The organism is Nocardia xishanensis NBRC 101358 (genome assembly GCF_001613365.1).
GTDB classification, from domain to species: domain Bacteria; phylum Actinomycetota; class Actinomycetes; order Mycobacteriales; family Mycobacteriaceae; genus Nocardia; species Nocardia xishanensis.
Window position 1 is genome coordinate 1 of sequence record NZ_BDCF01000003.1, and the last position, 26,149, is coordinate 26,149.

The 26,149-nt window shown below is 70.1% G+C and carries 22 protein-coding genes; 11 read left to right on the forward strand and 11 right to left on the reverse strand.

The genetic code is table 11. The annotated features are described in order from the left end of the window. The coding region (locus NX1_RS04560) for an alanine dehydrogenase (RefSeq protein WP_373864863.1) at positions 1–634 on the forward strand (634 nt) is incomplete at its 5' end. A gap of 24 nt (positions 635–658) precedes the next feature. Here the strand turns inward: NX1_RS04560 and NX1_RS04565 are convergent. After that, positions 659–1,183 (reverse strand): Lrp/AsnC family transcriptional regulator, encoded by a 525-nt coding sequence (locus tag NX1_RS04565; protein ID WP_068054286.1) that lies wholly within the window; start codon positions 1,181–1,183, stop codon positions 659–661. Between the two features lie 271 nt (positions 1,184–1,454). Here NX1_RS04565 and NX1_RS04570 point away from each other — a divergent pair, with 271 nt between their 5' ends. Beyond that, positions 1,455–2,357, forward strand: a complete 903-nt coding sequence (locus NX1_RS04570) for a DMT family transporter (protein WP_068054288.1) — start codon at positions 1,455–1,457, stop codon at positions 2,355–2,357. A gap of 168 nt (positions 2,358–2,525) precedes the next feature. Next, positions 2,526–4,217 carry a hydrogenase maturation protein gene (locus NX1_RS04575; RefSeq protein WP_068054538.1) on the forward strand — a complete coding sequence of 564 codons (1,692 nt, stop codon included), beginning with the start codon at positions 2,526–2,528 and terminating at the stop codon, positions 4,215–4,217. Between the two features lie 29 nt (positions 4,218–4,246). Here NX1_RS04575 and NX1_RS04580 read toward each other — a convergent pair whose 3' ends face one another. The 3 genes from NX1_RS04580 to pruA all read right to left on the reverse strand — a co-directional run bounded on the left by NX1_RS04580 (position 4,247) and on the right by pruA (position 8,513). Then, positions 4,247–5,698: an amino acid permease gene (locus tag NX1_RS04580; RefSeq protein ID WP_068054292.1), complete on the reverse strand. Its 1,452-nt coding sequence runs from the start codon at positions 5,696–5,698 to the stop codon at positions 4,247–4,249. A gap of 185 nt (positions 5,699–5,883) precedes the next feature. Next, positions 5,884–6,849, reverse strand: coding sequence for a proline dehydrogenase family protein (locus NX1_RS04585; protein WP_068054294.1), 966 nt, complete (start codon positions 6,847–6,849; stop codon positions 5,884–5,886). Beyond that, the gene (pruA, locus tag NX1_RS04590) at positions 6,849–8,513 is read right to left on the reverse strand and encodes an L-glutamate gamma-semialdehyde dehydrogenase (protein ID WP_068054297.1); all 1,665 of its coding nucleotides are present in this window, start codon (positions 8,511–8,513) and stop codon (positions 6,849–6,851) included. Before pruA ends, NX1_RS04585 begins: the two co-directional genes overlap by 1 nt. 129 nt (positions 8,514–8,642) lie before the next feature. Between pruA and NX1_RS04595 the strand changes: the two genes are divergently transcribed. Next, positions 8,643–10,295, forward strand: coding sequence for a PucR family transcriptional regulator (locus NX1_RS04595; RefSeq protein ID WP_084501002.1), 1,653 nt, complete (start codon positions 8,643–8,645; stop codon positions 10,293–10,295). A gap of 111 nt (positions 10,296–10,406) precedes the next feature. Here NX1_RS04595 and NX1_RS04600 read toward each other — a convergent pair whose 3' ends face one another. Continuing rightward, complete coding sequence (locus NX1_RS04600; RefSeq protein ID WP_157119550.1) at positions 10,407–11,132, reverse strand: uracil-DNA glycosylase; 726 nt, start codon at positions 11,130–11,132, stop codon at positions 10,407–10,409. A 322-nt stretch (positions 11,133–11,454) separates the two neighbouring features. Here NX1_RS04600 and NX1_RS04605 point away from each other — a divergent pair, with 322 nt between their 5' ends. From NX1_RS04605 to NX1_RS04615, 3 genes are all read left to right on the forward strand, one after another. Then, the gene (locus NX1_RS04605; protein WP_068054544.1) at positions 11,455–13,914 is read left to right on the forward strand and encodes an ATP-dependent Clp protease ATP-binding subunit; all 2,460 of its coding nucleotides are present in this window, start codon (positions 11,455–11,457) and stop codon (positions 13,912–13,914) included. Positions 13,915–14,000: 86 nt separating this feature from the next. After that, the gene (locus NX1_RS04610; protein ID WP_068054303.1) at positions 14,001–14,684 is read left to right on the forward strand and encodes a LutC/YkgG family protein; all 684 of its coding nucleotides are present in this window, start codon (positions 14,001–14,003) and stop codon (positions 14,682–14,684) included. 20 nt (positions 14,685–14,704) lie between these two features. Then, positions 14,705–15,061, forward strand: a complete 357-nt coding sequence (locus NX1_RS04615) for a DUF488 domain-containing protein (RefSeq protein ID WP_068054547.1) — start codon at positions 14,705–14,707, stop codon at positions 15,059–15,061. Between the two features lie 15 nt (positions 15,062–15,076). Here the strand turns inward: NX1_RS04615 and NX1_RS37700 are convergent, their stop codons facing one another. Beyond that, positions 15,077–16,144, reverse strand: coding sequence for a GNAT family N-acetyltransferase (locus NX1_RS37700; protein WP_245668318.1), 1,068 nt, complete (start codon positions 16,142–16,144; stop codon positions 15,077–15,079). A 159-nt stretch (positions 16,145–16,303) separates the two neighbouring features. Further along, positions 16,304–16,924: a QsdR family transcriptional regulator gene (locus NX1_RS04625; RefSeq protein ID WP_068054306.1), complete on the reverse strand. Its 621-nt coding sequence runs from the start codon at positions 16,922–16,924 to the stop codon at positions 16,304–16,306. A 106-nt stretch (positions 16,925–17,030) separates the two neighbouring features. Here NX1_RS04625 and fabG point away from each other — a divergent pair, with 106 nt between their 5' ends. From fabG to NX1_RS04645, 3 genes are all read left to right on the forward strand, one after another. Beyond that, complete coding sequence (gene fabG, locus NX1_RS04630) at positions 17,031–17,792, forward strand: 3-oxoacyl-ACP reductase FabG (RefSeq protein WP_068054309.1); 762 nt, start codon at positions 17,031–17,033, stop codon at positions 17,790–17,792. A 117-nt stretch (positions 17,793–17,909) separates the two neighbouring features. After that, a complete protein-coding gene (locus NX1_RS04640; protein ID WP_157119540.1) occupies positions 17,910–18,335 on the forward strand; it encodes a hypothetical protein in 426 nt (141 codons plus the stop codon). A gap of 60 nt (positions 18,336–18,395) precedes the next feature. After that, a complete protein-coding gene (locus NX1_RS04645) occupies positions 18,396–20,492 on the forward strand; it encodes a serine/threonine-protein kinase (RefSeq protein WP_068054318.1) in 2,097 nt (698 codons plus the stop codon). 3 nt (positions 20,493–20,495) lie between these two features. On the opposite strand, the gene NX1_RS04650 is transcribed toward NX1_RS04645, so the two are convergent. Then, on the reverse strand, positions 20,496–20,771 hold the full coding sequence (locus NX1_RS04650) for a winged helix-turn-helix transcriptional regulator (RefSeq protein WP_245668319.1): 276 nt from the start codon (positions 20,769–20,771) through the stop codon (positions 20,496–20,498). Positions 20,772–20,870: 99 nt separating this feature from the next. Between NX1_RS04650 and NX1_RS04655 the strand changes: the two genes are divergently transcribed. Continuing rightward, on the forward strand, positions 20,871–21,494 hold the full coding sequence (locus NX1_RS04655; protein ID WP_084501005.1) for a carboxymuconolactone decarboxylase family protein: 624 nt from the start codon (positions 20,871–20,873) through the stop codon (positions 21,492–21,494). Positions 21,495–21,605: 111 nt separating this feature from the next. Here NX1_RS04655 and NX1_RS04660 read toward each other — a convergent pair whose 3' ends face one another. The 3 genes from NX1_RS04660 to NX1_RS04670 all read right to left on the reverse strand — a co-directional run bounded on the left by NX1_RS04660 (position 21,606) and on the right by NX1_RS04670 (position 26,147). Then, positions 21,606–22,118, reverse strand: coding sequence for a DUF2199 domain-containing protein (locus NX1_RS04660; protein ID WP_068054556.1), 513 nt, complete (start codon positions 22,116–22,118; stop codon positions 21,606–21,608). A gap of 130 nt (positions 22,119–22,248) precedes the next feature. After that, entirely contained in the window at positions 22,249–25,035 is a 2,787-nt protein-coding gene (locus NX1_RS04665) for a DUF5682 family protein (RefSeq protein WP_068054321.1), read from the reverse strand. Further along, the gene (locus tag NX1_RS04670; RefSeq protein ID WP_068054324.1) at positions 25,032–26,147 is read right to left on the reverse strand and encodes an ATP-binding protein; all 1,116 of its coding nucleotides are present in this window, start codon (positions 26,145–26,147) and stop codon (positions 25,032–25,034) included. Before NX1_RS04670 ends, NX1_RS04665 begins: the two co-directional genes overlap by 4 nt. Between the last annotated feature and the right edge of the window lie 2 nt (positions 26,148–26,149).

The window sequence follows — 26,149 nt, forward strand, 5'->3', positions numbered from 1 at the left end:
GATGGGCGGGGTGCCCGGGGTGCGGCCCGCGAAGGTCGTCGTGCTCGGCGCGGGCGTCGCGGGCCGCAACGCGATCGCCGTCGCGGTCGGGATGCGCGCCGATGTCACCGTGCTGGACGTGAACATCGGCCGGTTGCGCGAGGTCGACGAGCAGTACCGCGGGCACGTGCGCACCGTCGTCTCCAACGCGCTCGAGGTCGAGAATCTGGTGCGCGAGGCGGATCTGGTGATCGGCGCGGTGCTCGTGCCTGGCGCGAAGGCTCCCGAGCTGGTATCGCACGACCTCGTCGAACAGTTGAAACCGGGCTCCGTGCTGGTCGACATCGCCATCGACCAGGGCGGCTGCTTCGCCGATTCCCGCCCGACCACTCACGCCGAACCCACCTACCGGGTGCACGATTCGGTGTTCTACTGCGTCGCGAACATGCCTGGCGCGGTGCCGAACACGTCCACGGTGGCGCTCACCAATGCCACCCTCCCGTACGTCATCGCGGTGGCCGAGCGCGGCTGGCGCGCCGCGGCCGCCGCCGATCCCGGCCTGGCCGCGGGGCTGAGCACCCACGAGGGGATGCTGCTGTCCGAATCCGTCGCCGCCGCACACGGTTACACCGCGAAGCGGCTCGTCGCCGCCTGAGCGTCGCGCGCCCGGTCGCGGCACTCAGCGGCCGGGAACCGGCGTCTGCGGACGTAGGTGCTCGAAGATGAGGATCGTCTCCGTCGAGGACACCGCGGGATCGGCGCTGAGGTGCTCGAGGACGAAAGCGCGCAGCTCGTCGGTGTTCTCGGTGGCGACGTGGATGAGGTAGTCGTCGGCGCCCGCGATGAAATACACATTGAGCACTTCGGGCAGCGCCGCGAGCCGCTGACCGTATTCGGCGAGCTGCCTGCGCGAATTCCCGTGCAGCCGTAACGCGATCATCGCCTGCAAGCCGCGTCCGAGGGCGGCCGGATCGATATCGGCGTGGAAGCCGCGGATCACGCCACGCTCCACCAGCGCCCGCACCCGCCCCAGGCAGGTCGACGGCGCGATACCGGCCGCGGCCGCCAGTGCGTTGTTGGTGATGCGGCCGTCGCGGGCCAGCTGATCGAGCAGCACGCGGTCGACATCGTCGAGGGGGGCAGGCGCGCGGGTGCGGCTCGAGGCGGCCTGCGATCGAGGTGCGGCTGAATCCTTGCTGGTCACCGACCCGATCGTAGCGAACGGGATTCGATTCCGAGCGTGATCTCCGAACGATCCTCGATGGGGGGAGCGATGGCGCGCGGCCCCGAGGGCGTAGTTATCATCGGTTCGTGGACACCTACTGGCACGCTGTCACGCCGCCGCCGGTCGCCTGACGGGCGCACCCGCGGCGAATCCGTTTCGCACTCCGGCCTGCCACAGGGCGGTCAGGAGTTCGGCCGTGCGCCCGTTTCGATTCCCACCCCCCGGAATCCGAGAACGGAAGTGCACCGTCGTGTCCGACCACGTCACCCTCCCGCTGCGCGGGCCCCTGCCCATCCTCACCGCCGCCGTCCTGTGGGGCAGCACCGGAACAGCCAGTTCGCTCGCGCCGGGCGGCGCGCCCGCGGCGGCCGTCGGCGCCGCCGGGCTCGCGCTCGGCGGCCTGCTGCTCGTCCTGAGCGGCCTCGGCGTCCGTCCCTCTTTCAGCGGCCCCGAGTGGCGGTCGCTGACCGTGGGCGCGGTCGCCGTCGCGGGATATCCGCTCACCTTCTACCCGGCGGTCGCGCGCACCGGCGTCGCCGTCGCCACTGTCGTAGCGCTCTGTAGCGCACCGGTTTTCGCCGGCCTGATCGCCGGGATGCGCGACCGCTCACTGCCGAGTACCCACTGGCTGTGCGCCACTACGGCCGCGGTGCTCGGCTGCGCCGTCCTCGTGCTCGGCCCGCGTTTCACCGGAGCGCAGGGCGGGGTGGACGGGCTCGGTGTCGCGCTCGCCGTCCTCGCCGGGCTGACCTACGTGCTGTACTCGCGCATCGGCGGGGAGCTGATCGGTCGCGGCCACCCCTCCGGCGCGGTGATGGGCGTACTGTTCGGCGTGGCCGGGCTGCTGGTCCTTCCGGTATTGCTCGCGGCGGACACCGCCTGGCTCGGCACGGTCCGCGGGGCGGCGGTCGCCGTGCATCTGGCCTTCTTCACCACATTCCTGGCCTACCGGCTCTTCGGATACGGTCTGCGGCACACGCCGGTGGAGGTGGCCACCACACTGACACTCGCGGAGCCCGCCGTCGCCGCGGTGCTGGGCGTGGTGATCGTCGGAGAACGCCTTCCGCTCGTATCATGGTGCGGCCTGGCGGTTTTGGGTGCGGGCCTGGCGTTGCTCACGCTCGCGCCCGCTCGGCCGAGCCGCGCGGTGTGAACAGTCGCGGGTCCGGGGCCGGACCCGCGCCGGTCGCGCGGTCGAATCGCGGATTCGCGGGTCGGTCGATTCGGCTCGAGCGATAATTGCACCGCTTTTCGAATTGGCGTTTCGCAGCAGTTTTCCGTGGAAGACGTAAAAGCTCTCTACACCGCGATGGAGGGTCTCTTGCGAATTCTTTTGGTGGCCAGTGCGTTCAACAGCCTCACCCAGCGCATCCACGCCGAACTGCGTGCCCGCGACCACCACGTCGGCGTCGAACTGGCGCTCGGCGACGAACCGCTGCGGGCGGGGCTGGCGGCGTTCGGCCCGGAAGTGATCGTGGCGCCCATGCTCACCACCGCGATACCGAAGGACATCTGGTCCGCGCACACAGTCCTCATCGTGCACCCGGGACCCGTGGGTGACCGCGGGCCATCATCCCTCGATTGGGCCATTCACGAAGGCGAACGCGAGTGGGGTGTCACCGTGCTTCAGGCGGTCGAGGAGTTCGACGCGGGACCCGTCTGGGCTTCTGTGCCCTGCACCCTCGCGGCGTGTGGGAAGAGCGATCTCTATCGCAACGAGATCGCGGACGCCGCGGTGCGCGCCGTGCTGATCGCGCTCGACCGATTCGCCTGCGGCCGTTTCGAGCCGGAACCGCCGGACTACCGCCGGCCGGACGTCGGTGGGCGCCTTCGGCCCTATCACGATCAGCGATACCGCCGGATCGACTGGGCGGTCGACGAGACGGCCGTCGTGCTGCGCAAGTTGCGCGCCGCTGATTCGCAGCCGGGCGTCCTCGACGAGCTGTACGGGCGAAAGTTCTACCTGCACGGCGGCCACGACGAGGATCGGCTGCGCGGCAGCCCCGGCACGATCGTCGCCACTCGCGACGGAGCGATCTGCCTGGCGACCGTCGACGGCGCGGTGTGGGTGCCGCAGCTGCGTCCCCGCCGCGCGGCCTGCGGCCCGCCGACGTTCAAGCGACCCGCGACCGACGCGCTCGGTTCGGCGTTGCCCGCGTCCGTCCCGGAGGTACCCGTGACACCCGCGCAGGCCGCCGTCCGGAACACCTGGTCGGAGCTGCGGTACCGGGAGGAGGGCGCCGTCGGCTATCTCGAGTTCTCCTTCCCCGGCGGCGCGCTGAGCACCCGCCAATGCCGCGCGCTGCTGGCGGCGTACCGGCAGGCTTGCGCGCGACCGATCGACGTGCTCGTCTTGGGCTCGGCCCGTGACATCTTCTGCAACGGCATCCACCTGAACGTCATCGAGGCGGCCGACGACCCGGCCGTGGAATCCTGGCTCAACATCACCGCGATGAACGACGTGGTGGAGGCGATCCTCACCACCACGGACAAACTCGTGATCTCGGCGCTCGCGGGAAACGCGGCGGCGGGCGGCGTCATGCTGGCACTGGCCGCGGACGAGGTGTGGTGTCGCGAGTCGGTGGTGTTGAACCCGCACTACCGCCTGATGGGCCTGCACGGTTCGGAGTATTGGACCTACCTGCTGCCCCGGCGCGCCGGGGCGACCGAGGCCGAGCGTCTGACCCGGGAGGCGCTCCCCGTCGGAGCCGCCGCGGCGGCGGCGCTCGGGCTGGCGGACCGCGTGGTCCCCGGCGATGCCGAAACCTTCTGGGACTCGACACGACGAGAGGCCGCACGCCTCGCGGGCAGCGCGGAGCTGGTACACCGCCTGGTGGCGAAGAAGCAACACCGCGCCACCGACGAGTCGGCCGAACCGCTGCACGCCTACCGCGACGAGGAACTGGCCCGGATGCGCCGCGACTTCGCTCCGGACCGGCCGTACCACGCGCTACGGCGCGACTTCGTGCGCAAAGTGCCGCCGCGCGCGACCCCGCCGCACCTCCTCGGCTGACCCGCCGGCGCTCGCCTCGAACAGTCGGCTTACGCCCGAGCTCGTTCACCGGCCGGGGGCGGCGCGGCCGGACCGGTCTGCTGGAGCTTCGAGTGAGTGCGCGAGTACCCGAAATAGATCACCAGGCCGACCACCAGCCAGACCCCGAAACGCACCCAGGTCTGCCATGGCAGCGAAAGGATCAGCCACACCGAGAACACCACGCCGACGATCGGAACCATCGGCATGAACGGCAGTCGGAAGGTACGCGGCACCTCGGGCCGGGTGTAGCGGAAGACCAGCACCGCCACGCAGACCACGACGAACGCGCTGAGGATGCCGATGTTGGTGAGCTCGGCGACCAGGTTTATCGGCAGCACTCCGGCGAGGGCGGCCGAGCCGAAGCCGACGATCCACGTCACCCGGGTCGGCACCTTGCGCTCCGGATGGGTCTTGGCGAACCACTCCGGCAGCAGGCCGTCGCGGCTCATCGAGTACCACACCCTGGTCACCCCGAGCATGAAGGTGAGCACCACGGTGATGATGCCGATGATCGCGCCGACCGCGATGACGTTGGCGATGCCTGGCATGCCGACGGATTCGAAGGCGGTGGAAAAGCCGCTCTCCGGGTCGATTTCGGTGTACTTCTGCATGCCGGTGAGCACGAGGGTGGCCAGCACGTACAGCACCATGGCGATGGCCAGCGAGTAGAGGATCGCCTTGGGCAGGTGCTTCTTGCCGTCGACCGACTCCTCGGCCGCGGTGCTCATCGCGTCGTAGCCGAACACGGCGAAGAACACGGTGGCGGCGCCGGTCATCACCGCGCCCGTGCCGTACGGGAAGTACGGGGTGTAGTTCGCGCTGTCGATCTGGAAGACGCCGAGCACGATGATCAACAGCACGAGGGCGACCTTGATGGCGACGGCCACCGTCTCGAACCGGCCGACGCTGCGGATGCCGCGGGAGAGCACCCACGCGGTGCCGAGGCAGAACACCATCGCGAACACGTCGACCACGTGACCTTCCCCGGTCCCGGAGGCGCCGAGCATCCAATCCGGCAGCGTGATGCCCACCTGATCCAGCAGGAACCCGAAATATCCTGAGACGCCGATCGCGACCACCGCCGCCACCGCGATGTACTCCAGCAGCAGATCCCAGCCGATGAACCAGCCGACGAACTCCCCGAGCGAGACGTAGCCGTAGGTGTAGGCCGATCCGGCCTTGGGCACCATGCCCGCGAATTCGGCGTAACACAGCGCCGCCGCCGCGCTGGCCAGGCCGGCCACCAGGAAGGACAGCAGCACGGCGGGACCGGTGGTCTTGTTGGCGACGCTGCCCGCGAGGGTGAAGATGCCCGCACCGATGATGCCGCCGACGCCGATCGCGGTGAGCTGCCACACGCCGAGGTGTTCGGCCAACCGTTCGTCGGTGGGCGTCTCGTCCTCGACTTCGGCGAGGGGCTTGCGGCGCAACATCTGGTGGCGCAACTCCGCGAGGGACATGCGGCTTCCTTTCTCCGCTGCGTTCGGCTCGGCACGCCCCGGGTCGCGGGGCGTGCGCCGTAACGCGGATCACACTGGTGGCTGTCAGCTAATCGGACCACGAACGCGGTGTGATCGGTGAGTTGGATAAATAATGTTCCGCCCGGCTTGGCCGATCGGACAACGCCGGGCGGAACGCGGGGCGATCAGCGCCGGTTGGCGGGCGCCAGCGCGCGCAGGAAGAACGCCAGGTTGGCGGGTCGTTCGGCGAGCCTGCGCATGAAGTAGCCGTACCACTGGTCGCCGTAGGGCAGGTACACGCGGACCTGGCGGCGGTCTGCGGCGAGGCGGCGCTGCTCGGCGTCGCGGATGCCGTAGAGCATCTGGAACTCGAACTCGTCCGCCTTCCGGTCGGCTTCGTCGGCATAGCGCCGCGCCGCCTCGATCATGGCGGGGTCGTGGGTGGCCACCATCGGATAACCCGCGCCGTCCATCAGAATCCGCAGGCACCGCAGGTAGGCGGCGTCCACCTCGGCGGCCGCCCGAAACGCCACCGACTCCGGCTCCCGGTACGCCCCTTTGCACAGCCGGATCCGCGAACCCGGCCCCGCGAAATCGCGGCAGTCGGCCTCGGTGCGGCGCAAGTAGGCCTGGAGCACGGTTCCGGTGCCGGAGAAGTCCGCGCGCAAGTCGCGCACGATCGACAGCGTCGAGTCCGTGGTGGTGTGGTCCTCGGCGTCGACGGTGACCGCGACGCCCGCCGCGTCGGCGGCGGCGCAGATCTCGCGGGCGTTGTCGAGGGCGATGCGGTGCCCGTCGCGCGGCAGGGCTTGGCCGAGCGCCGAGAGCTTCAGCGAAACCTCCAGCGGCCGAACGGTTCCCGGCTCCTCGGCGGCGGGCAGCTCGGCGAGCGCCGCGAGCAGCTCGCGATAGTGCGACACGGTGTCGCGCGCCATGGCCGGGTCGGTGGTGTCCTCGCCGAGGTAGTCGATGGTGACGAAACGGCCGGAGCTCCGCAGCGCCTCGGCGGCGGCGATGGCCTGCGGTTCGGTCGACCCGGCGACGAACCGGTCGACGAGTGAGCGGGTGGCGCGCATCCGCGTGACGCCGCGCTCCAACCGTGGCGAGCGAGCGGCCGCGAGCAGTGCGGGCCGCAGCAGTCCGGCGGGCATCACCGCACCTCCGTCTCGGTGCCGGTCGTCGGGGCCTGATGCGGATAGCGGTGGTCGGTGGGCGGCACGAAGGTCTCCTTGATCGTGCGGGCGGAGGTCCAGCGCAGCAGGTTCTGCGGCGACCCCGCCTTGTCGTTGGTGCCCGACGCGCGCGCTCCGCCGAACGGCTGCTGGCCGACCACGGCGCCGGTGGGTTTGTCGTTGACATAGAAATTGCCCGCCGCGAAGCGCAGCCGCTCGGTGGCCGCGGCGACGGCGGCGCGGTCGTCGGCGACAATCGAGCCGGTGAGGCCGTAGGCCGATCCGCGATCGACGAGTTCCATTGCCGCGTCGAAGGATCCGGGCGCGGCATCGTCGTAGACGTGCACCGCCAGTATCGGTCCGAAGTACTCGGTGCGGAACGCCTCGTCGGCCGGATCGTCACCGAGCAGCACCGTCGGATCGACGAAATAGCCCACGCTGTCGTCGGTTCGGCCGCCGGCCGCGATCGTCAGCCCCGGCGTCGCCTTCGCGCGGGCGATGGCGTCGGCGTTCTTGTCGAAGGCCCGCCGATCGATGAGCGCGCCGCCGAAATTGCCGAAATCGGTGACGTCGCCATACGTCAGCGCGCCCACCTTGTCGATGAAATCGGCGCCCATCCTCGCCCACACCGACGCAGGGACGAACGCGCGCGAGGCGGCCGAGCACTTCTGGCCCTGATAGTCGAACGCGCCGCGGATCAGCGCGGTGGTGAGCACGTCCGGATCGGCGGAGCTGTGCGCGAGCACGAAGTCCTTGCCGCCGGTCTCGCCGACCAGGCGCGGATACCCTTGGTAGCGATCGAGATTCATCGCCACTGTGCGCCACAGGTGGCGGAAGGTCGCGGTCGATCCGGTGAAATGCACGCCGGCCAGTCGCGCGTCGGCCAGCGCCACCTCCGAGACCTCCGGGCCCGCCCCGTGCACCAGGTTGATCACGCCGGGCGGCAGTCCGGCCGCCTCCAGCAGCTTCATGGTCCAGTACGCGGCCACCGCCTGGGTCGGCGCGGGCTTCCACAGCACGGTGTTGCCCATCAGCGCGGGCGCGGTGGGCAGATTGCCCGCGATTGCGGAGAAGTTGAACGGGGTGATCGCGTAGACGAAGCCCTCCAGCGGCCGGTACTCCAGCCGATTCCACACGCCGGACGTCGAGATCGGCTGTTCGGCCAGGATCTGGCGCGCGAAATGCACATTGAAGCGCCAGAAGTCCACCAGCTCGCACGGGGTGTCGATCTCGGCCTGGTAGGCGGTCTTGGATTGGCCGAGCATCGTCGCGGCGGCGAGGGTTTCGCGCCACGGCCCGGCGAGCAGATCGGCGGCGCGCAAGAACACCGCGGCCCGGTCCTCGAACGAGAGTGCGCGCCAACCGGGAGCGGCCGCGCTGGCTGCCTCGATGGCGTCCCGCGCATCGCGGTGGTCGGCGAACGTGACGGTGCCGAGTACCGCGGCGTGCCGGTGCGGCTGCACCACCTCGACGACCGGGCCCGCCGTGCGGCGATGCCTGCCGCCGATGACGTGGTGCACCTCGGTCGGTGTCGCCGCGAGTCGGTCCAGTTCGGCGCGCAGCCGCTCCCGTTCGGGTGTGCCGGGGGCGAAGCTGCCGACCGGTTCGTTGACGGGCGTGGGTGTGGTCGCGATGGCGTCCATGAATCCTCCTGCCTGGTCGGAGCTGGTCAGCGCAGTCAACTCCGGGAAGCCGAGCGCGGGATCGGCCGATGGGACAAAGATGGGAGCGAGTTGTTGTCCGATCGGCCGAAGCCGAGCGGAGCGAAAGGTATGAGCGTGGTCACCGAGGAACCGGGCCGATGGGCGGGCGTGCCGCTGCGCGAACTGCTCGACGCGCTCGACAGCACCGTCATCGATCTGGTCGAGGCGCCCGAAGGCGACGCGGTCGGTATCGGCTCGGTGGCGTTGCTGGACGGCGACGATCTCGGCGAGGCGCCCGCGACGCCGGTGGACATGGCGCTGCTGGTGGGTGTGCGGGAGTCGGCGGTGCGGCGCTGGCTCGGTGAGCTGGCCGCCCGCCCGCCCGAGCGCCGCCCGAGCGTGGTGCTGCTCAAGTCGACCGCCGAATCCGCCGCGGTGCGCGGGGCGGCCCGCCGGTCGCGGGTCGCGGTGGTCGTCGTGCACCGCAAGGCGCGCTGGGACGCGGTGCTGGCGCAGGTCCGCAGCCTGCTCGACCGGGCGAGCCGGGCTCGCACGGCAGACGACCCGCTCACCACCGACACCGACCTGTTCGGCTTGGCGCAGATCGTCGCGCAGAACGCGGGCGGGATGGTCTCCATCGAGGACGCGCATTCGCACGTGCTCGCCTATTCGGCCTCCGACGACTCGGCCGACGAGTTGCGAATCTTGTCCATCCTCGGCCGCGAGGGTCCGCGCGACTACCTGCGGGTGCTGCACGAGTGGGGCGTTTTCGACCGGCTGCGCCGCGGCGACGAGGTGATCGACCTGCCCGCGCACGAGGAGCTGAACATCAAACGACGCTTGGTCGTCGGCATCCACGCGACGGCGGTCGACGGCGGGTCGCGCACGCTCGGCTCGATCTGGTTGCAACAAGGGGACCGGCCGTTCGAGCCGGACGCCGCGGAGGTGCTGCGCGGGGCGGCCGCCGTCGCCGCCCGCGTCATCGCGCGCTCCTTGGACGCGCCGTCCACCGAAACACTGTTGTTGCAAAGGCTTTTCGGGGCACACGGCGAGGGCGTCGACATACCGTCCGTGGCGGGCGCGTTGCGCGTCCCGGTGCACGGACCTGCGGCCGTCGTCGGATTCGCGGTGCATTCGCCCGCGCGGAAACGGCATTCGGCGCTCGGCAGCGTGATCCGATTGCACGCCAGCTCGTTTCGGCCCGACTCGATCGCGACCGTGCTCGGCGACCGCGTCTACGTACTGCTGCCCGGATACCGGTCCGCGCCTTCCGTCATCGCGTGGACCCGGCAGCTGGTCGACCAGCTGGAGACCGGGCGCGGCGCGGTCCTGCGCGCGGGCATCGCCATTCCCGTCGCCGATCTCACCGAGGTGGCCGCCGCCCGCGCCGAGGTCGACCGGGTGCTGGACAGCACCGCCGCCACCTTTCCGCGCGGCCGGGTGACCACTCTCGCCGAATCCCGCACCACCGTGCTGCTCGGCGAGATCCTCGACCTGCTCGCCACCCGCGACGATCTTCGCGACCCCCGTGTGCGCGCCCTGTTCGACTACGACCGCGACCACGGCTCGCAACTCGGCGAGAGCGTCGAGGGCTACCTGCGCGAGCACGGCGACGTGCGCCGTGCGGCCGCCGCGCTGAGCGTGCACCCGAACACGTTGCGCTACCGCCTGCGCCGCGCGGAGTCCATCACCGGCATCGGCCTGACAGACCCCGCCGACCGCCTGCTGCTCGAACTCCAGCTCGCCCTGCACCGCCGAGGGAATCGCCCGGCGTCGAACTGACCTTTCGATCGAGGGCTTTCGACAGCCGGATCAGCTGGGCCGCGTCATGGTGGCGCCACCGGATTCGAGCGACTCCACCGCCGAATCGCAAGTCCCCACCGGTCGGCGGCCTCAGTGCGCTCGGCGCGGGTGCAGTCCCGCGGCGGTAGCCGCCTCGGCGAGCACTTGCTCGAGCATCGCCGGTGTCAGCCGCCCGGTGAAGGTGTTCTGCTGGCTGACGTGGTAGCAGCCGAACAGTTCCAGCTCGGCGCGGTCCGCGACGGCGGGCGGCAGCGTGTAGCGCACGCCGTGGCCGAACTTCGGGCGCGGGCGCGGCACCACCCAGCCCGCCTCGGCGAGCGCGGGCAGCGCCGCCTGCCACCCGAAAGCCCCGAGCACCACGACCGCCCGCACCGTCGGCGCCAGCAGGCCGAGCTCGAGGTCGAGCCAGCCGCGGCACCGATCGCGTTCGTCGGGAGCGGGTTTGTTGTCCGGCGGCGCGCAGTGCACGGGCGCGGTGACGCGAGCGCCGAGCAGCGCGAGCCCGTCGTCGCGGCGCACGGAGGTCGGCTGATTGGCGAGGCCGACGGCGTGCATGGCGGCGTAGAGCACGTCCCCGCTGCGGTCGCCGGTGAACATGCGTCCGGTGCGGTTGCCGCCGTGCGCGGCGGGCGCCAGGCCGATGATCAGCAGCCGGGCGTCGTCCGGGCCGAAGCCGGGAACCGGACGACCCCAATAGGTTTCGTCGCGGAAGGCGGCGCGTTTCTCGCGCGCCACCCGTTCCCGCCATGCCACGAGGCGCGGGCAGGCGAAGCAATCGGAGACCGAGGCGTCGAGTTCGGCGAGAGTTCGGCACATGGGTACCACTCGATCACGGCCGTCGCCCGGTCGCGGCGGTACGGTCCCGATGCCGGTCGCCATGCCTGCAGGATAGGTTCGCCCGGCGGATAGCGGCCGAGTAGCCAGTATCGACTTGGTCACGAACCGGATGGTTGCCACCCGGCCTGAAACGGCGGTACGTTGCGATGAAGCGGGAGGTCGATTTCCCGTGGTCGCACCTGCGTCAGAGACGCGATGCGCACGAGCGTGAACCGTGAGCAATCCAGTTCGGTGCCGTCTCGTCCGGCGCCGTCCGTATCCCGATGGCGCACATCGTGCGCCGCGACGCAGCGAGGTGGACATGACCGAGGGTTGGCCGAGTTCGATCGGTTCGTTCGACGACATCTTCCAGCGGTTCTTCGGCTCGGGAATGCTGTCGCAGCCACCCGTGCAGCGCACCGATCTCGGGCGGCTGATGACCGACAACGCCAAACTGCTGATCGCCACCGCGCGCGAGGCGGCCCGGGACTGGGGCAATCACGAGGTCACCCCCGAGCATCTGCTGTACGCGGCCACCGAGGCCGAGCCCGGCCGCAGCATCATCGCCGAACTCGGCCACAACCCCGACAAGGTTGCCAACGAGATGCGGGACGCCAGTGACACCGGCGAACCCGTCGAGGACGCCGACGAGCCGGTGACCCTCAGCCCGGCCGCCAAACTCGCGCTGCGGGCCGCGCAGCGCCGCGCGGCCGAATCGGGCAGCAGCTACATCGGACCCGAGCACGTCCTGCTCGGCATCGCCTCCCTCACCGACAGCCCCGCGGCCCACGTGCTGCTGTCCGGCGCGAAGCCCGCCCCCGCCGGCCGCCCGGCGAAAAGCGAGACGCCGACGCTCGACGAATACAGCCGCGATCTCACCGCGGAGGCGCGGGCGGGCGAGCTGGACCCGGTGGTCGGCCGCGCCGAGGAGATCGAGCAGACGGTGGAGATCCTGTCCAGGCGGCGCAAGAACAACCCGGTGCTGATCGGCGATCCCGGCGTCGGCAAGACCGCCATCGTGGAAGGCCTTGCTCAGCGCATCGTGAACGGGGACGTGCCGAGCACCCTCGCCGGCCGCCGCGTGGTCGCCCTCGACGTCGGTTCGCTGGTGGCGGGCAGCAAGTACCGCGGCGAGTTCGAGGAGCGCCTGACCAAGATCCTCGACGAAGTGCGCGCGCACTCCGGCGAATTGGTGGTGTTCATCGACGAACTGCACACCATCGTCGGCGCGGGCGGCAGTTCCGAGGGTTCGATGGACGCGGGCAATCTGCTCAAACCGGCGCTGGCGCGCGGCGAGTTGCACGCGATCGGCGCGACAACCATCGACGAGTATCGCCGCCACATCGAGAAGGACGCCGCGCTGGAACGGCGGTTCCAGCCGGTCCTGGTGTCCGAGCCCTCCGTCGCCGACACCATCGAGATCCTGCGCGGCCTGGTCGACGTGTACGAGGAACACCATCAGGTGCGGTACCAGGACGAGGCGCTCGTCGCCGCGGCCGAACTGTCCGACCGCTACCTCACCGACCGGTTCATGCCGGACAAGGCGATCGACCTGCTCGATCAAGCGGGGGCGCGCGTGCGGCTGCGCACCCGCACGCCCGATCCCGACCTGCGTTCCAAGGAGGAGGAGCTGGCCAGGCTGCGCCGTGAGAAGGACGCCGCGGTGGCCGCCGAGGACTACGAGAAGGCCAACGATCTCAAGGCGAAGATCGCCACCGCCGAGGAGCGGGTCGACGAGGCCGAGTCCGGCGAGGAACCGGAGGTGACGGTCACCGACATCGCCGAGGTGGTTTCGCGCCAGACCGGCATCCCGGTGGCCGACCTCACCGTCGAGGAGCGCGAGCGGCTGCTGAAGCTCGAGGAAGTGCTGCACAAGCGGGTGATCGGCCAGAACGAGGCGATCGTCGCGGTCGCCGAGGCGGTGCGCAGGGCGCGGGCCGGATTGAAGGATCCGAACCGGCCCATCGGGTCGTTTCTGTTCCTCGGACCGACCGGCGTCGGCAAGACCGAACTCGCGAAAGCCTTGGCGGAAGCCGTCTTCGGCGACGAGGACCGGCTGATCCGCTTCGACATGAGCGAGTTCCAGGAGAAGCACACGGTCTCGCGCCTGGTGGGCGCGCCGCCCGGATACATCGGCTACGACGACGCGGCCCAGCTCACCGATCGGGTGCGCAGGCAACCGTATTCGGTGATCCTGTTCGACGAGGTGGAGAAGGCGCATCCGGACGTGTTCAACGTGCTGCTGCAACTGCTCGACGACGGCCGGGTCACCGACAGCAAGGGCCGCACGGTCGATTTCAAGAACACCATCGTCATCATGACCAGCAACATCGGCTCCGATCTGATCCTCTCCGCGCCGGAAGGCGACGTCGACGCGATCACGCCGCAGCTGATGGACCGGCTGAGCGCGCATTTCCGCCCCGAGTTCCTCAACCGGATCGACGAGACCATCGTGTTCCACCGGCTCGACCGGCAGGAACTGCGCAACATCGTCGACCTGGTGCTCGACGGCACCCGGCGCCTGTTGCACGCCCAGGACATCGACCTCGACATCACCGATCCCGCCGTCGACTGGCTCGCCGAGCACGGCTACCAGCCGGAGTACGGCGCCCGCCCGCTGCGCCGCACGGTGCAGAAGGAGCTCGACAACAAGCTGTCTCGCCTGCTGCTGGACGGCAAGCTCGGCCCTGGTGACGCGGTGCGCGTCGACGCAGACGACAGCGGATTGATCCTCGGCGCGATCGAGCATCGCGGCGGGCAAACCGTCGAAGCCGGAGTATGAGCGGTGATCGCTTCCGTGCGGTACGATCGCGACGCCGGTCAGGACAGAGCCGTTGACATGGTGGAAACCGCTGGGGGAGTGGGATATTGGGCAAACACGAGCGGGTGGTGGCGCACGTGAACTCCCGTGAGGATCTGCTGCGCCGAGTCAGGGACGCGCTGGTCGAGCTACCCGATGACGAACGGGTCGTGCCGGTGCCGCGCGCCACCGCCCGCCGCAGCTCCGGCGCCGGGCGCGGCGACTTGGCCGAGCTGGTCGATCTCTTCGCCGAGCGGTTGGCCCAGCACGGCGCGCAGCTGCGCCGGATCACCGACGCGACCATCCCGGACTGGGTGGCCGCCGCCCTGCGTGAGCACGGCGTGCGCTCGGTGATCGCTCCCGACGGGTTGCCCGGCGAATGGCTGGCCGGGTGGGCCACCGAGGAAGGTCATCGCATCGTTGCGGACAGTCCGCTGGCGACGGCGGCCGAGGCGGAAGAGGTCGGCGCGGTGGTCACCACCTGCGCGGCAGCGGCCGCCGATGTCGGTGTCCTCGTGCTCGACGGCGGCGAGGGACAGAGCCGCCGTCCGTCGACGCTGGCGCCCGACTGTCACGTCTGCGTGGTGCGGGCCGAACAGATCCAGCCGTCGCTGCCCGAGGTGATGGACCGGCTCGACCCGCGCCGCCAGACCATCATGGTCGCGGGCCCGTCGGCGACCGCCGACGCCGTCGCGCCCGGCGTGCACGGGCCGCGCAGCCTGATCGTGCTCGTCGTCGACCGAAACGGATAACGCTGCGGAAGGACGTGAACGTGAGTGAGTTCCGGACCAAGCGGATCTACGATGACCCGAGCGACGACGACGGCCGCCGTGTGCTGGTCGACCGGCTGTGGCCGCGCGGCATCAGCAAAGAGCGGGCCCGAATCGACCTGTGGGACAAGGAGATCACGCCCTCGAACGAGTTGCGCTCCTGGTTCCATCACGACTCCGCCGCCGATTTCGCCGAGTTCGCCCGGCGCTACGAGGCCGAATTGTCGGGAGAAGAGCAGCGGCGCTGTCTTCGGGAACTGCGCGAGCTGGCGGCCGAGCATCCCGTCACGCTGGTGACCGCGGCGAAGGACCCGTCGCACAGTCACGTCGCGGTGCTGCTCGAGCATCTGCGTGAGTGAGGCCGGTCGTTCGCGTCAGCACAGCTCCGCCGCGCCGGTGACTTCGTCTCCTTCGATGTGCGGCCGCGCGCCGAGTCCGCTGTGGATGATCCGCCGCGCCGCGATGTTGTCCGGCGTGGTGACGGCGGTGACTCGGCGGGCGCCGGTCCGAGCGGCGAGCTCGCGCAACCGGGCCGCGACGCGACCGCCGACGCCCTGCCCGCGGTGCGAACGGCCGATCCACACGCCCGCCTCGACATCGTCGCCGTGCGGTTCGAGCCGCGCCGCCCCGACGACCAGCCCGCCGACCGTGATGACGAAGGTGTTTTCGTTCGGGCAGGTGGGGTGCAGCGCGCGGTCGCGGTGAAAGGCGAGAAAGGCTTCCTTCCGCTGTTCGGTCCAGCCGGGCGGACCGGGCACCGGCGCCATGACCTCGAGCGGGTCGGCGTCGGCGACCGCCGCGTCCAGCAGGAGCGGGAGGTTGTCCTCGCTGAGTTCGATCAGCTCGACGACCGGTTCGCTGCGTGAGCGCAGGATCGCGTCGGCTCGATCCAGCTGCTTCGGCGACCAGAAAGCGGCCCAGTCGGCGGGTTGTCCGAGCTCGCGGCGGATCGACAGCACCCGGTCGACGAGAACGACCAGATCGGCGAGGGCGCGCTCGCTCTCGGCGCGGTCGACGAAGCCCATGTGGACGGCGGAGTCACGCACCGTGACGATCCGCGTGAGCAGCGCCTCTGGCAGATGAAGGCAGGCGGGTGTTGCGCGGTTCAGCACCTGCGCGGCCTCGAGCGCGCCCACGGTCCACATGTCGGGCAGCGGCCGGTCCGGCTGCTCCGGCCGCCCCGCCAGCGTCAGCGTCGTCTCGATGCCCGCCGACTGCCCGCGCACGAGGTGGATGTCGATCGCGGCGAGGACGGCCTTGAGCAGCACCTCGGCGCACGCGCCGATCGAGACGGCCTGATCGATCAGCGCGAGCGGTTCGCACGGCTCGGTGCTCGCCAGCGCCCGGCGCGCGTGCGCCCGCGCCAGCTCCTCCAGCGCGGCGGGCAGCCGCTCGTACTCGACCGCGCCGAAAGCGGTGGGCCACTTGTGAAGTGCTGCCATCGGTCGGCTCCCGAAGATTGTCGGTCCGGATATCGGGTTGTAGATTGCCACACCGCACCCGGCCCGGCTCGCACTTTTTCACAGGCCCGCAAACGATTTCGACGCCGCACCGCGCCACCGTCGCTGTACGGCGTGCAACAGCCGTGTGGGCCGGACTGCTCAGGCGGGCGCGTCGGGTTGGGGCGGCAAGCCGAGCAGGACCGACTGCACTTCGCGCAGCCGGTCGACGTCGTTGCGGATGCCGGCGGCGGTGTCGGTGTAGAGGAACGCCTCGCCGAGGCGAACGAGAGCGTACGCCAACAACTCTCGCTCGAGGGGCGGCTGGTAGCCGTCCTCCTCCTCGACCCGGGCGATGAGTTCGGCGACGGCCGCCACCGCGCGCGGCTGCACCGGTCCGTCGCTGGCGGTGAGGATGCGCAGTCCCGAGATCGGTTCGTTCTCGAAGTAGCGCCGGAAGGGTTCGTTCACCGTCTCCCAGCGGGCGACGCGGTCGAGCACGTCGAGTATGCGCGCCGCGCCGCGGGTCCGTCGCTTGGCGTCGGCGCGGGCGATCATCTGCTCGTATTCCTGGAGCAGCATCGCGCCGAGCAGACCGTCCCGCGAGCCGTACCAGCGGTAGACCGAGGCGCGGCTGAGCCCGAGTTCGGCGGCGATCGCCTGCACGTCGACGCGTTCACCAGCCAGGAAAGCCCGGCGTGCGAGTTCGATGACCTGCTCGCGAGTGGCCGAAGCCGGACGTCCTGGGGAGCGGGTGGCGGTGGGTCGCGAGGAAGTGGTCACCGGGTGAATCGTACAGCCGCCGGCATTTCATTGGAGACGCAGTGGCTGAGTTGTATTTTATGGTTGTCCCCTCGAATCGGGACCATCCACGACAGTCAGGAGAACCATGAGCGCCCCGACTTCTCGCACGGCCATCGTCACCGGTTCCGCCCGCGGCATCGGCGCCGCCACCGCACGCAAGCTCGCCGCCGACGGGTTCGCGGTCGCGGTCCTCGATCTCGACGAGGCCGCGTGCAAGCCCGTGGTCGAGGAGATCGAGGCCGCGGAAGGCAGGGCGCTCGCGGTGGGCGTCGACGTGTCCGACGAGCAGTCCGTCGGAGCCGCCGTACAGCGCGTCGCCGACGAGCTCGGCCCGCCGACGGTGCTGGTGAACAACGCGGGCATCACCCGCGACAACCTGCTGTTCAAGATGAGCGTCGCCGACTGGGACTCGGTGCTGAACGTGCACCTGCGCGGCTCGTTCCTGATGAGCCGCGCCGTGCAGACGTACATGACCGGGGCCAAGTGGGGACGCATCGTCAACCTGTCGAGCACCTCCGCGCTCGGCAACCGCGGCCAGGCCAACTACTCGGCGGCGAAGGCGGGCATGCAGGGCTTCACCAAGACACTGGCCATCGAGCTCGGCAAGTTCGGCGTGACGGTCAACGCCATCGCCCCCGGCTTCATCGAGACCGACATGACCGCGGCCACCGCCGAGCGGCTCGGCGTGACCTTCGAGCAGTTCCGCGAGGCGGCCGCCAAACAGATCCCGGTGGCGCGCACCGGCAAGCCGGACGACATCGCCAACACGGTCTCCTTCCTGGTCAGCGAGGGCGCGGGATTCGTCTCCGGGCAGGTCATCTACGTGGCGGGCGGCCCGACCGACTGACCACGCGCCGCGGGGCGCTCGCCGCGGCGAACGGTCACCATGATCGGCGGATGGCGCGATCCGCCGGTGCCGGGGCGATACCATCGGAAGGGGTCGGCGTCCCGGAAGGGGTACAGGATGAGCGTTGACCGCGGTACTCGTCGGCGGCCGATTCGCGCCACCGTGGTGGCGAGCGCCTGCGCGGGCGCCGCAGCGATCGCCGTGGCGGCGGCTCCCCCCGCGGGCGCCACGGCGACCGGAGTCGGGGTCCTGCCCGACCTCGGCTACGGCCTCGCGACCAATTTCGGCACCGGTTGCAGTTACACGATCGAGGCCTTCCTCACCGACGCCGTCTCACCGGTGTACTTCTACGACAACGGTATTCCGCTCGCCACCGTGCGGCCGACCGGCGGCGTCGCGCTGCTGAAGTGGGTGCCGGCGACCACGGGCAGGCACACGATCAGCGTGGTGCAGGCGCCCGACGACGTCATCACCGCCTACTATGCGGTGCCCGTCGGCACCGGCGTGCAGGTCGGCCACGGGTGTGTGGTGTTCGACGGCTGATCCAACGGCCGGCGCGGCCGCGGGGCCCGCGCCGGGGGCTTCGCGTCACGGAGGACCGATATGACGACCCAGCGCAGACTCGAGGTCGGATCGGAATTCGGACCGTACCGGCTGGTCCGGCTGATCGGCCGCGGCGGCATGGGCGAGGTGTTCGAGGCCTACGACACCGGCAAGGATCGCGTCGTCGCCATCAAGGTGCTGCCCGAGCGGCTCGCCGAAGACCCCGTCTACCGCGAGCGGTTCCGGCGCGAATCGCACGCCGCGGCCCGGCTCAAGGAACCGCACGTCATCCCGATCCACGACTACGGCGAGATCGACGGCCACCTCTTCATCGACATGCGCCTGGTCGAGGGCGAGAACCTGCGCGCGGTGCTGCGCGAACGCGCGCCGCTGGAACCGGCGGCCGCGGTCGAGCTGATCAGGCAGGTGGCCGCCGCCCTCGACGCCGCGCACGGCGACGACCTGGTGCACCGTGATATCAAGCCCGACAACATCCTGACCACGCCCGACGGCTTCGCCTATCTCGTCGACTTCGGCATCGCGCACTCCAGCACCGCGGAAGGTCTGACCGCCGACGGCTCGGCGATCGGTTCGTTCCACTACATGTCGCCGGAGCGGTTCTCCTCGCGCGTGGTGACCGAGGCCGCGGACATCTACGCCCTCGGCTGCGTGCTATACGAATGTCTCACCGGCGCGAGGCCGTTCCCCGCCGACACCGACGGCGAGATCATGCGGGCGCATATGGTCGAGCCACCGCCGCGGCCGAGCAGGCTGCGCTCGGAGATCCCGACGGCGATGGACACGGTGATCGTCAAGGCGCTGGCGAAAGACCCCGCCGCACGATATGCCAGCGCGGGCGAGTTCGCGTCCGCCGCGCAGGAGGCGCTGCAAGGCAAGGTCGCGGTGCCGGAGGTATTGCCGACTCAGGAGGCGAGCACCGGCGACGACACCGTCACGAGCGCGGAAGCCGTTGTGCCGCAGGGCGCTACAGCCGCGCGTGGTCCCGAGCTTCCGGATGGCGGGCCGCGAATCCGGCCGCTCGCCGAGGACGCGGGCGGCGCGCGAACGCCCGAGCCGCCGAAGCGGACACTCCGGCGGACGGCGCGCAGGCTGGCCGTCCCGGCGCTGATCGCCGCCGTGATACTCGCGGCGGCAACGGTTCTCGTGGCCTGGGTGGCATCGGGCAGACCCGCCGACGGCACCGCGGTTCCCGATCGCGCCGCCCTGAACCCCGACGACGTCGACCTGGTGGCCAGCGCCGGTTCGATCGGCTACAAGCGCGCCAATTGCGTGCACCGCGAGCCGGATCCCGCGACGACCGCGCTCGTGTCCTGCGATGCCAACGACCGGACGGGTGCCCCCGCCGCCCGGCTTTTCCGGTTCCGCACCCTCGACGGCCTGCGGGACTACTACCGGCATTTCGTCATCGAGGCCTACGGCGCCACTAACTGTCCGAACGATCCGCCCGGCGACGACGGCCCGCTCGTGGTGAACGGGAAGCCCACCGGGCGAGACGCCTGCCTGACCAGTCGCGCCGACGACCCGGCGACGCCCGAGCCGGTGCTCGCCGTTGCCGACGAGGACCAGCTCGCGCTGGGTCTCTACATCTGGCCGGGCCCGGGTGACCAGCCGACGCGCGATTACATTGCGTCGCACCATCTTTACCATTTCCTGCCGAAGGAGAAGACGGTCGACCCGGACTTCTTCACCGCCGCGGATCGGCGCGTCCTCGATCATCTGACCGGCGACTACGGGCCCTCGACCTGCAAGCACATGGACCTGCCCGCGGGCAGCGCCGCGGAAGCGGCGATTCACTGCGCCACCCGTCGCGGGGACCCCGCTCCCACGTTCTTCGGCTTCCCGGATCACAGGTCGATGAGCCTCGGATACCAAGCCGGGTTGGGCCAGGTGTCGGGACACGCGTGCGGTGGTGGCGGCGGCGCGGACGACGTGTGGCGCAAGTCGACGGGACCCGTCGGCCGGTTCTTCTGCGACACCGATGAAAACGCCACGCTCGGTGCGCGCCCTTGTCTGCTGGCTGTGCACGATGAATTCCGGCTCATGATCGACGTGTGCGCCTCGGCCAAGGACGATCCGGACGGCGCCGTGAACTCGGAAGCCGATCTGCTGGGTTGGTTCCGCACCAATTTCGGCTGACCGTCAGTCGGTCGCCTTGGGCTGCCAGTCCGCGGCCCACGCGTCGAGCTGGGCGAGGCGTTCGAGAAGGGTCCGGCCTTGTCCGGTGAGTAGGTAGCCCTCGCCGGTGTGCTGGACGAGATCGGCCTGTCCGAGCTCGCGAAGCCGGTCGGCCAGGACACTCGACGAGACGCCGTCGCATCGCTGCTGTAGTCGACGGAAGGTCGGAGTCGAGTCGTCCTGGAGCTCCCACAGGACTCGCAGCGCCCATCGCCGGCCCAGGAGGTCGAGCAGCGCCATGATCGGGCGCCCTGTGTGCGATCCGCGGACCCGTCGGCCCGGGAGAGGTGTCGACGTCATCTGCTTCCCTTTCCGAAGCATCGAGATTAGCATGCCATCATGCCTCTGAAATCGAAGCAACCACGAATCGAACCGCTCTCCCCGCCGTACGACGAGGAGGCGGGCGCGGCCCTCGAGCTCCTCGGGTATTCGCCCATCCAGCTGTTCCGGGTGTGGGCGCGCAGGCCTGAGCTCGCCCGCTCCATCGCGGGCTGGGGAAGCTACTACTTCTCTCGGCGCTCCGCCCTCACGCTCCGCCAGCGCGAGCTGATCATCGACCGGACGACCGCGCTGTGCGGCGCCGGCTACGAGTGGGCCGTGCACGTCGCGGGCTTCGCCGAAAAGGTGGGGTTCGACACCGCGCAGCTCGAGTCTCTCGCGACCGGAAAGCCCGCGGACGACTGCTGGGACGCCGGTGACCGTGCGGTATTCGAAGCCGTCGACCAACTTCACGCGACATTCGATCTCTCCGACGAGACCTGGGCCAACCTGGTCGCCGTCGCCGATGAAGACGCCGCGCTCGAGCTGGTCCTGATCTGCGGTTGGTACCACGCGATCTCGTTCGCCGTCAGGGCGCTGCGCCTGCCTCCCGAGCCCGGCACAGAGTCGCTCGCGGCATTGGTAGGGATGGCAGGCGCGGGCCCGGACAATCGGGCGCACGATCCGGAAGACAGCGCCACCTGACGGCGCGAGAACACCGCGACATATCGCTGCGAGTCACGAGCCACCTTCTGGGCCGATGATCGATCAGCTCGTTCGCGGGTGTTCGCCGAGTAAGTGCAGCTACGGCGTTCGTCAACGCCGAGGGTGCAGCAGCAGTTCGGCGATGTCTTGTACGCGGGCGAGGGAAATGCCGGTTCGCTGTTCCACGGCCAGCGGATGGTCGGTGGGTTCCAGTTCCACCGTCGGGCGGACGCCGACGGGCTGGCTGTGCACCTTGGTCTTCAAGTTCAACGTCGTCGGTTCGTACGTCGGCAGCTCGGTCGACAGCCAGCCGAAATACGGTGGCTCCGCTACCCGCTCCGGACTGGCCCACAACTCCGTGGCACGCGCGAAGTTGCTCTTGCTCAGCGAAACCCATACGCCCCACTCGAACTCGTTCTCCGAGTCCAAGACCGGGAGGATCAGGCGGGCCCGGAGGAAGAAGTGCTCGTCAGCGATCACGCACTGCTCGTCGCCGAGGACATTCCCCGAACCGCCTTCCAGGCTCTCGCTCCAGTAGGCGGGCGCGACCGTGCCGTAAGTGAACGGCAGGCCTCCGTGTTCCTGGCCGCAGGAAGAGCAGAGGAACCCCAGATCTGTTGACATGTCCGACAGCATAGAAACCCGACATCAACACCGACCGCCCGCAGCGAGTTATCGCGCGGACACCCGCTCTCCCGCGCGCCGATGGCTTCGGCGTGAGCGGGAGAGCGGGTTCTGCGGCGTCTTGGGCGGGTCAGCTCGCCGCGGTGGGGACGAGCGCGGCGAGTGCCGTAGCCGTCTCCGGATGCCTGGTCACCAGCGCCGCGACCTCGGTGTGCACAGCGGCCGCCGGACGCTGCCACGTACCGCCGTGGCCGAGCAGCGCGCCGAGCGCGTCGCAGGCCGCCGGGTGGGCGAACAGCAGATCGGTGACCGGACCGCCCGCCGCCGCGAGCGCGGGAACGGCCGCCGGTCGCGGCGTGGCCGTCCACGGCGGACTCCAGCTGTCCACGGCCGCGAGACCGGACGGGAAGGTGCGGCCCGCCTCCCTGGTGAGCGCAGGAATCAGTTCGCCTGCCTGGCCGCGCAGGGTGGTGATCAGCTTCGGCAGCCATGGCAGCAGCACGCTGTCCGGCAGCCTGCCGAACGCCTTCGACAACAGCTCCACCACAAAGGGTTTCAGCGACGGCACCGGATCCATGGCCTGCACGAAACCGCTCAGGTACTGCGGGAACGCGGGCACGACGAGCGGGTTGGCCAGCATGTCGTCGCAGCGGGTACGCAGTTCCGGCAGTGTGAGCAGGCCGAGTTGCAGGCGCGTCGCCCACAGCAGAGCCACCTTCGCCGGCGCCTCGGGATGCGACTGCAACACAGCGAGTTCGAGCTGGGTGTGATCGCAGCCGAGGGACAGCGCCAGGTTCTCCATGCCGAACAGGAAGCCGAGCATGGCGGCGACCGGCCGCACGCCGGAGTTCTCGTCGGTGAAGGCGGTGGGCAGCAGCGTGCAGTAGTGCGCGTAGCCCGTGGTGACGAACCGGCCGCACCAGTCAGGTAGACCGTCCTCGGTCGACCGGAAATAGTTGAGCAGCAGCCGGATCCGGCGCAGCACCTCGGGCGCGTCGTCCACCGAACGCTCGGCGGCGAGCAGTTCGACGGCGCGGTGGCCGAGTTCGTCGGCCAGCCGCGGCGACTTCAGGTACAGCAGAGCGTCTTCCACCGCCGCCAGCGCCACAGCGGCCGTCGCGTCGTCCGCCGTCACCGCGATGCGCAGTCGTTGTTCGAGTACCTGCTCGATGGTCACGCCCTCGTAGCCGAGCTCGACCAGGGCCCGCTGGTGTTTGCCGAGGGCCAGATCCCAGCTTTCCTGGATGGAGCTCTCCCCGAGCGCACGCGAACCCATGATCGGCCGCACCGCGTCCGACGGCAGCAGCCTGCGAAGGATCCACAGTAGATCCGAACACGGCCGCAGGTGCGGATCGGCCCGCAGATCCAGCAGCGACCGCTGTACGGTGCGCTTGCCGGTGTCGATGCCGAGCGGCGCCAGCCGGTCGAGCACGTCGCGGGCGAGCGGCGGCAGCGCCGCGTAGCCCACCTGCCCGATGCGATCCCCGCCGAGCAGGATCTCGCACAGCTTGCGCACGTCGCGGCGGCCGGGCACGTGGTCCTTCTCGATGCACGTGATCGCCGCGTCCTGGAAGTCGTACGGCGTCGGGCGGGCGCGATTGCGCATGCCAGCCAACAGGATCGACGTCTCGAACACCGCGATCGCGTCGGCGGTGCTGGCCAGGTAGCCGTTGCGCCTGGCCAGGCGGACGATGTCCACCGACCAGTCGAGCAGCTCGGCCTCGTCGAGCGAGTCCAATCGCGGCGGGGTGGACAGGAACCCCGTCAGCTGGTCGGCCACCGCGGCGGTGGTCACCACGGGCGGCGTGCGCTTGCTCGTCTTCTTGCTCGCGGACTTCTGGCCCGCGAGCTGGAACGGCTTCACACCGCCCCGCCGCAAGCCCTTCGACCAGGTCGCCGCGGCGATCGACACCGACCCCGATGCCAGCCCGAACTGTTCCTCGATGGCCGAGTGGCTGGACGGGATCAGCCCGTACTGCCAGGTGGTCTTCGACCGCGGCGTGATCTCGTAGGGCGCGGCGTCGGCGGGGAGACCGAACTGCTCGACCCGGCTGGCCGCGTGGAACGCACCGCACACGTACAGGCAGTCGGCCGGGTCGGCGCCGGTCGCTTCCAGATGTTCGCGCATCCGCGTCCACATGTAGCGCTCGCGGTTCTCGTCCTCCTCGGCGCCGGTGCGGCGCAGGCGGCGGAACAGGCTGCCGATCAGCACCATGACCTGGCGGTAGGTGTCGTAATCGGCGCCTGCCAGCGGTTGTTCGACGTACTGGTCCCACCACTCCGACCAGTGCCGCACCTTGCCGTGGTGCAGCAGGTGCTCTTCCAGTTCGGCGAAACGCGGTCGCAGGTCACCGATGTCGATGCCGACGGCGTCGCCGTGCAGCGCGCCGCCCTCGGCGGGCTCCGGAGTCGCCTCGGCGGGTGCGTCACCGTCCTGCGCGCCGCCGTTCGGCGCCCACTGGAAGACGTGGTCGGTGGAGCGGTCGACGAGCACGAGTTCGACGCCGGGGGTGTCGAGCGCGTAGGAGATCGCCTGGTATTCCGCCGACGCCTCGGTGATCGGCGCGACCACCGAGAGCGGCGCCCATGCGGCCGGGAACCCGTCGAGTTCACCGGCCCACGCCTGCACCGCCACCGGCAGCTTGCAGTTGCGCAGCTCGTCCAGGATCGGTCGCAGATCCTCGCACAGCTCCAGATAGACGACCTTGGGCCGCTTCTCGTGCAGCCGCCGCACCATCGCCAGCCCCGAGGCGGGCGAATGGTGGCAGACCGGGAAGATCTCCAGCTCGACCGCCAGCGCCCGGTCGACGTCGTCGACGATGCCCGCCAGGATCTCCGCGACCGCGCCGGGCTCGGCCGCGAATCGCGTCGCGGCCTCCGCCAATTGCTCGCGCAGCGCGCCGAACGGACCGGTCACGAGAGCCTCGCGATCGCCGCCCGGCCGCCCTCCAGGAACTCCGGCCAGTCCCCGCCCGCGTCCTTGCTGCGCGGTTCGACCACGCCGTGCCAGAACTTGTTGAGAATGGCCAGATCCTCCGGCGCCCGGCGGGCCAGCGAGCCGACCAGCGAGCCCGCGAGCGTCTCGGCCCGCAGCGTGCGGTCGCCGAAGAATTGGCTGTGCAGGATGGCGTCCTCCAGCACGCCGATCTGCTCGGCGGTCGAGAGCGCGGATTCCAGCTTCTCGTCGTCGCTGGTCGCGGCGGCGGCCGCGGAGCGAAGATCGGCGAAGCTGTCGAGCAGGATGTCGAGCAGCGTGGGCGGCAGCTCCAGTTCGATCTGGTGCCTGCGCAACAGTTCCGCGGTGCGGAAGCGCACGATCTCGGCCTCGCTGCGCTTGTTGGTCACCACCGGAATGCGCACGAAGTTGAAGCGCCGCTTCAGCGCCGAGGAGAGGTCGTTCACGCCGCGGTCGCGGCTGTTGGCGGTGGCGATGATGGAGAAGCCGGGCTTGGCGAACACGACGTTGTCATCGTCGAGTTCGGGGATGGAGACGTACTTCTCGGACAGGATCGAGATCAGTGCGTCCTGCACGTCGCTGGTGGAGCGGGTCAGCTCCTCGAAGCGGCCGATCACGCCCTGCTCCATCGCGGTCATGATCGGCGATGGGATCATCGACTCCCTCGATTGCCCCTTTGCGATCACCATGGAGATGTTCCACGAGTACTTGATGTGATCCTCGGTGGTGCCCGCGGTGCCCTGGACCACGAGCGTGGAGTTCCGGCTGATGGCCGCGGAGAGCAGTTCGGCGAGCCAGCTCTTGCCGGTGCCCGGATCGCCGATGAGCAGCAGGCCGCGGTCGGAGGCCAGCGTGACGATGCTGCGTTCGACGAAACTGCGGTCGCCGAACCACTTCTGGTCGATCTGCCGGTCGAGGCCGTCGGAGCGCTCGGAGCCGAGGATGAACAGCCGCACCATCTTCGGGCTCAGTCGCCAGGCGAAGGGCTTGGGGCCGTCGTCGATCGATTCCAGCCAGTCCAGCTCCTCGGCGTACTTCAGTTCGGCGGGGGCGCGCAGCGCGGTATCGGTCATGG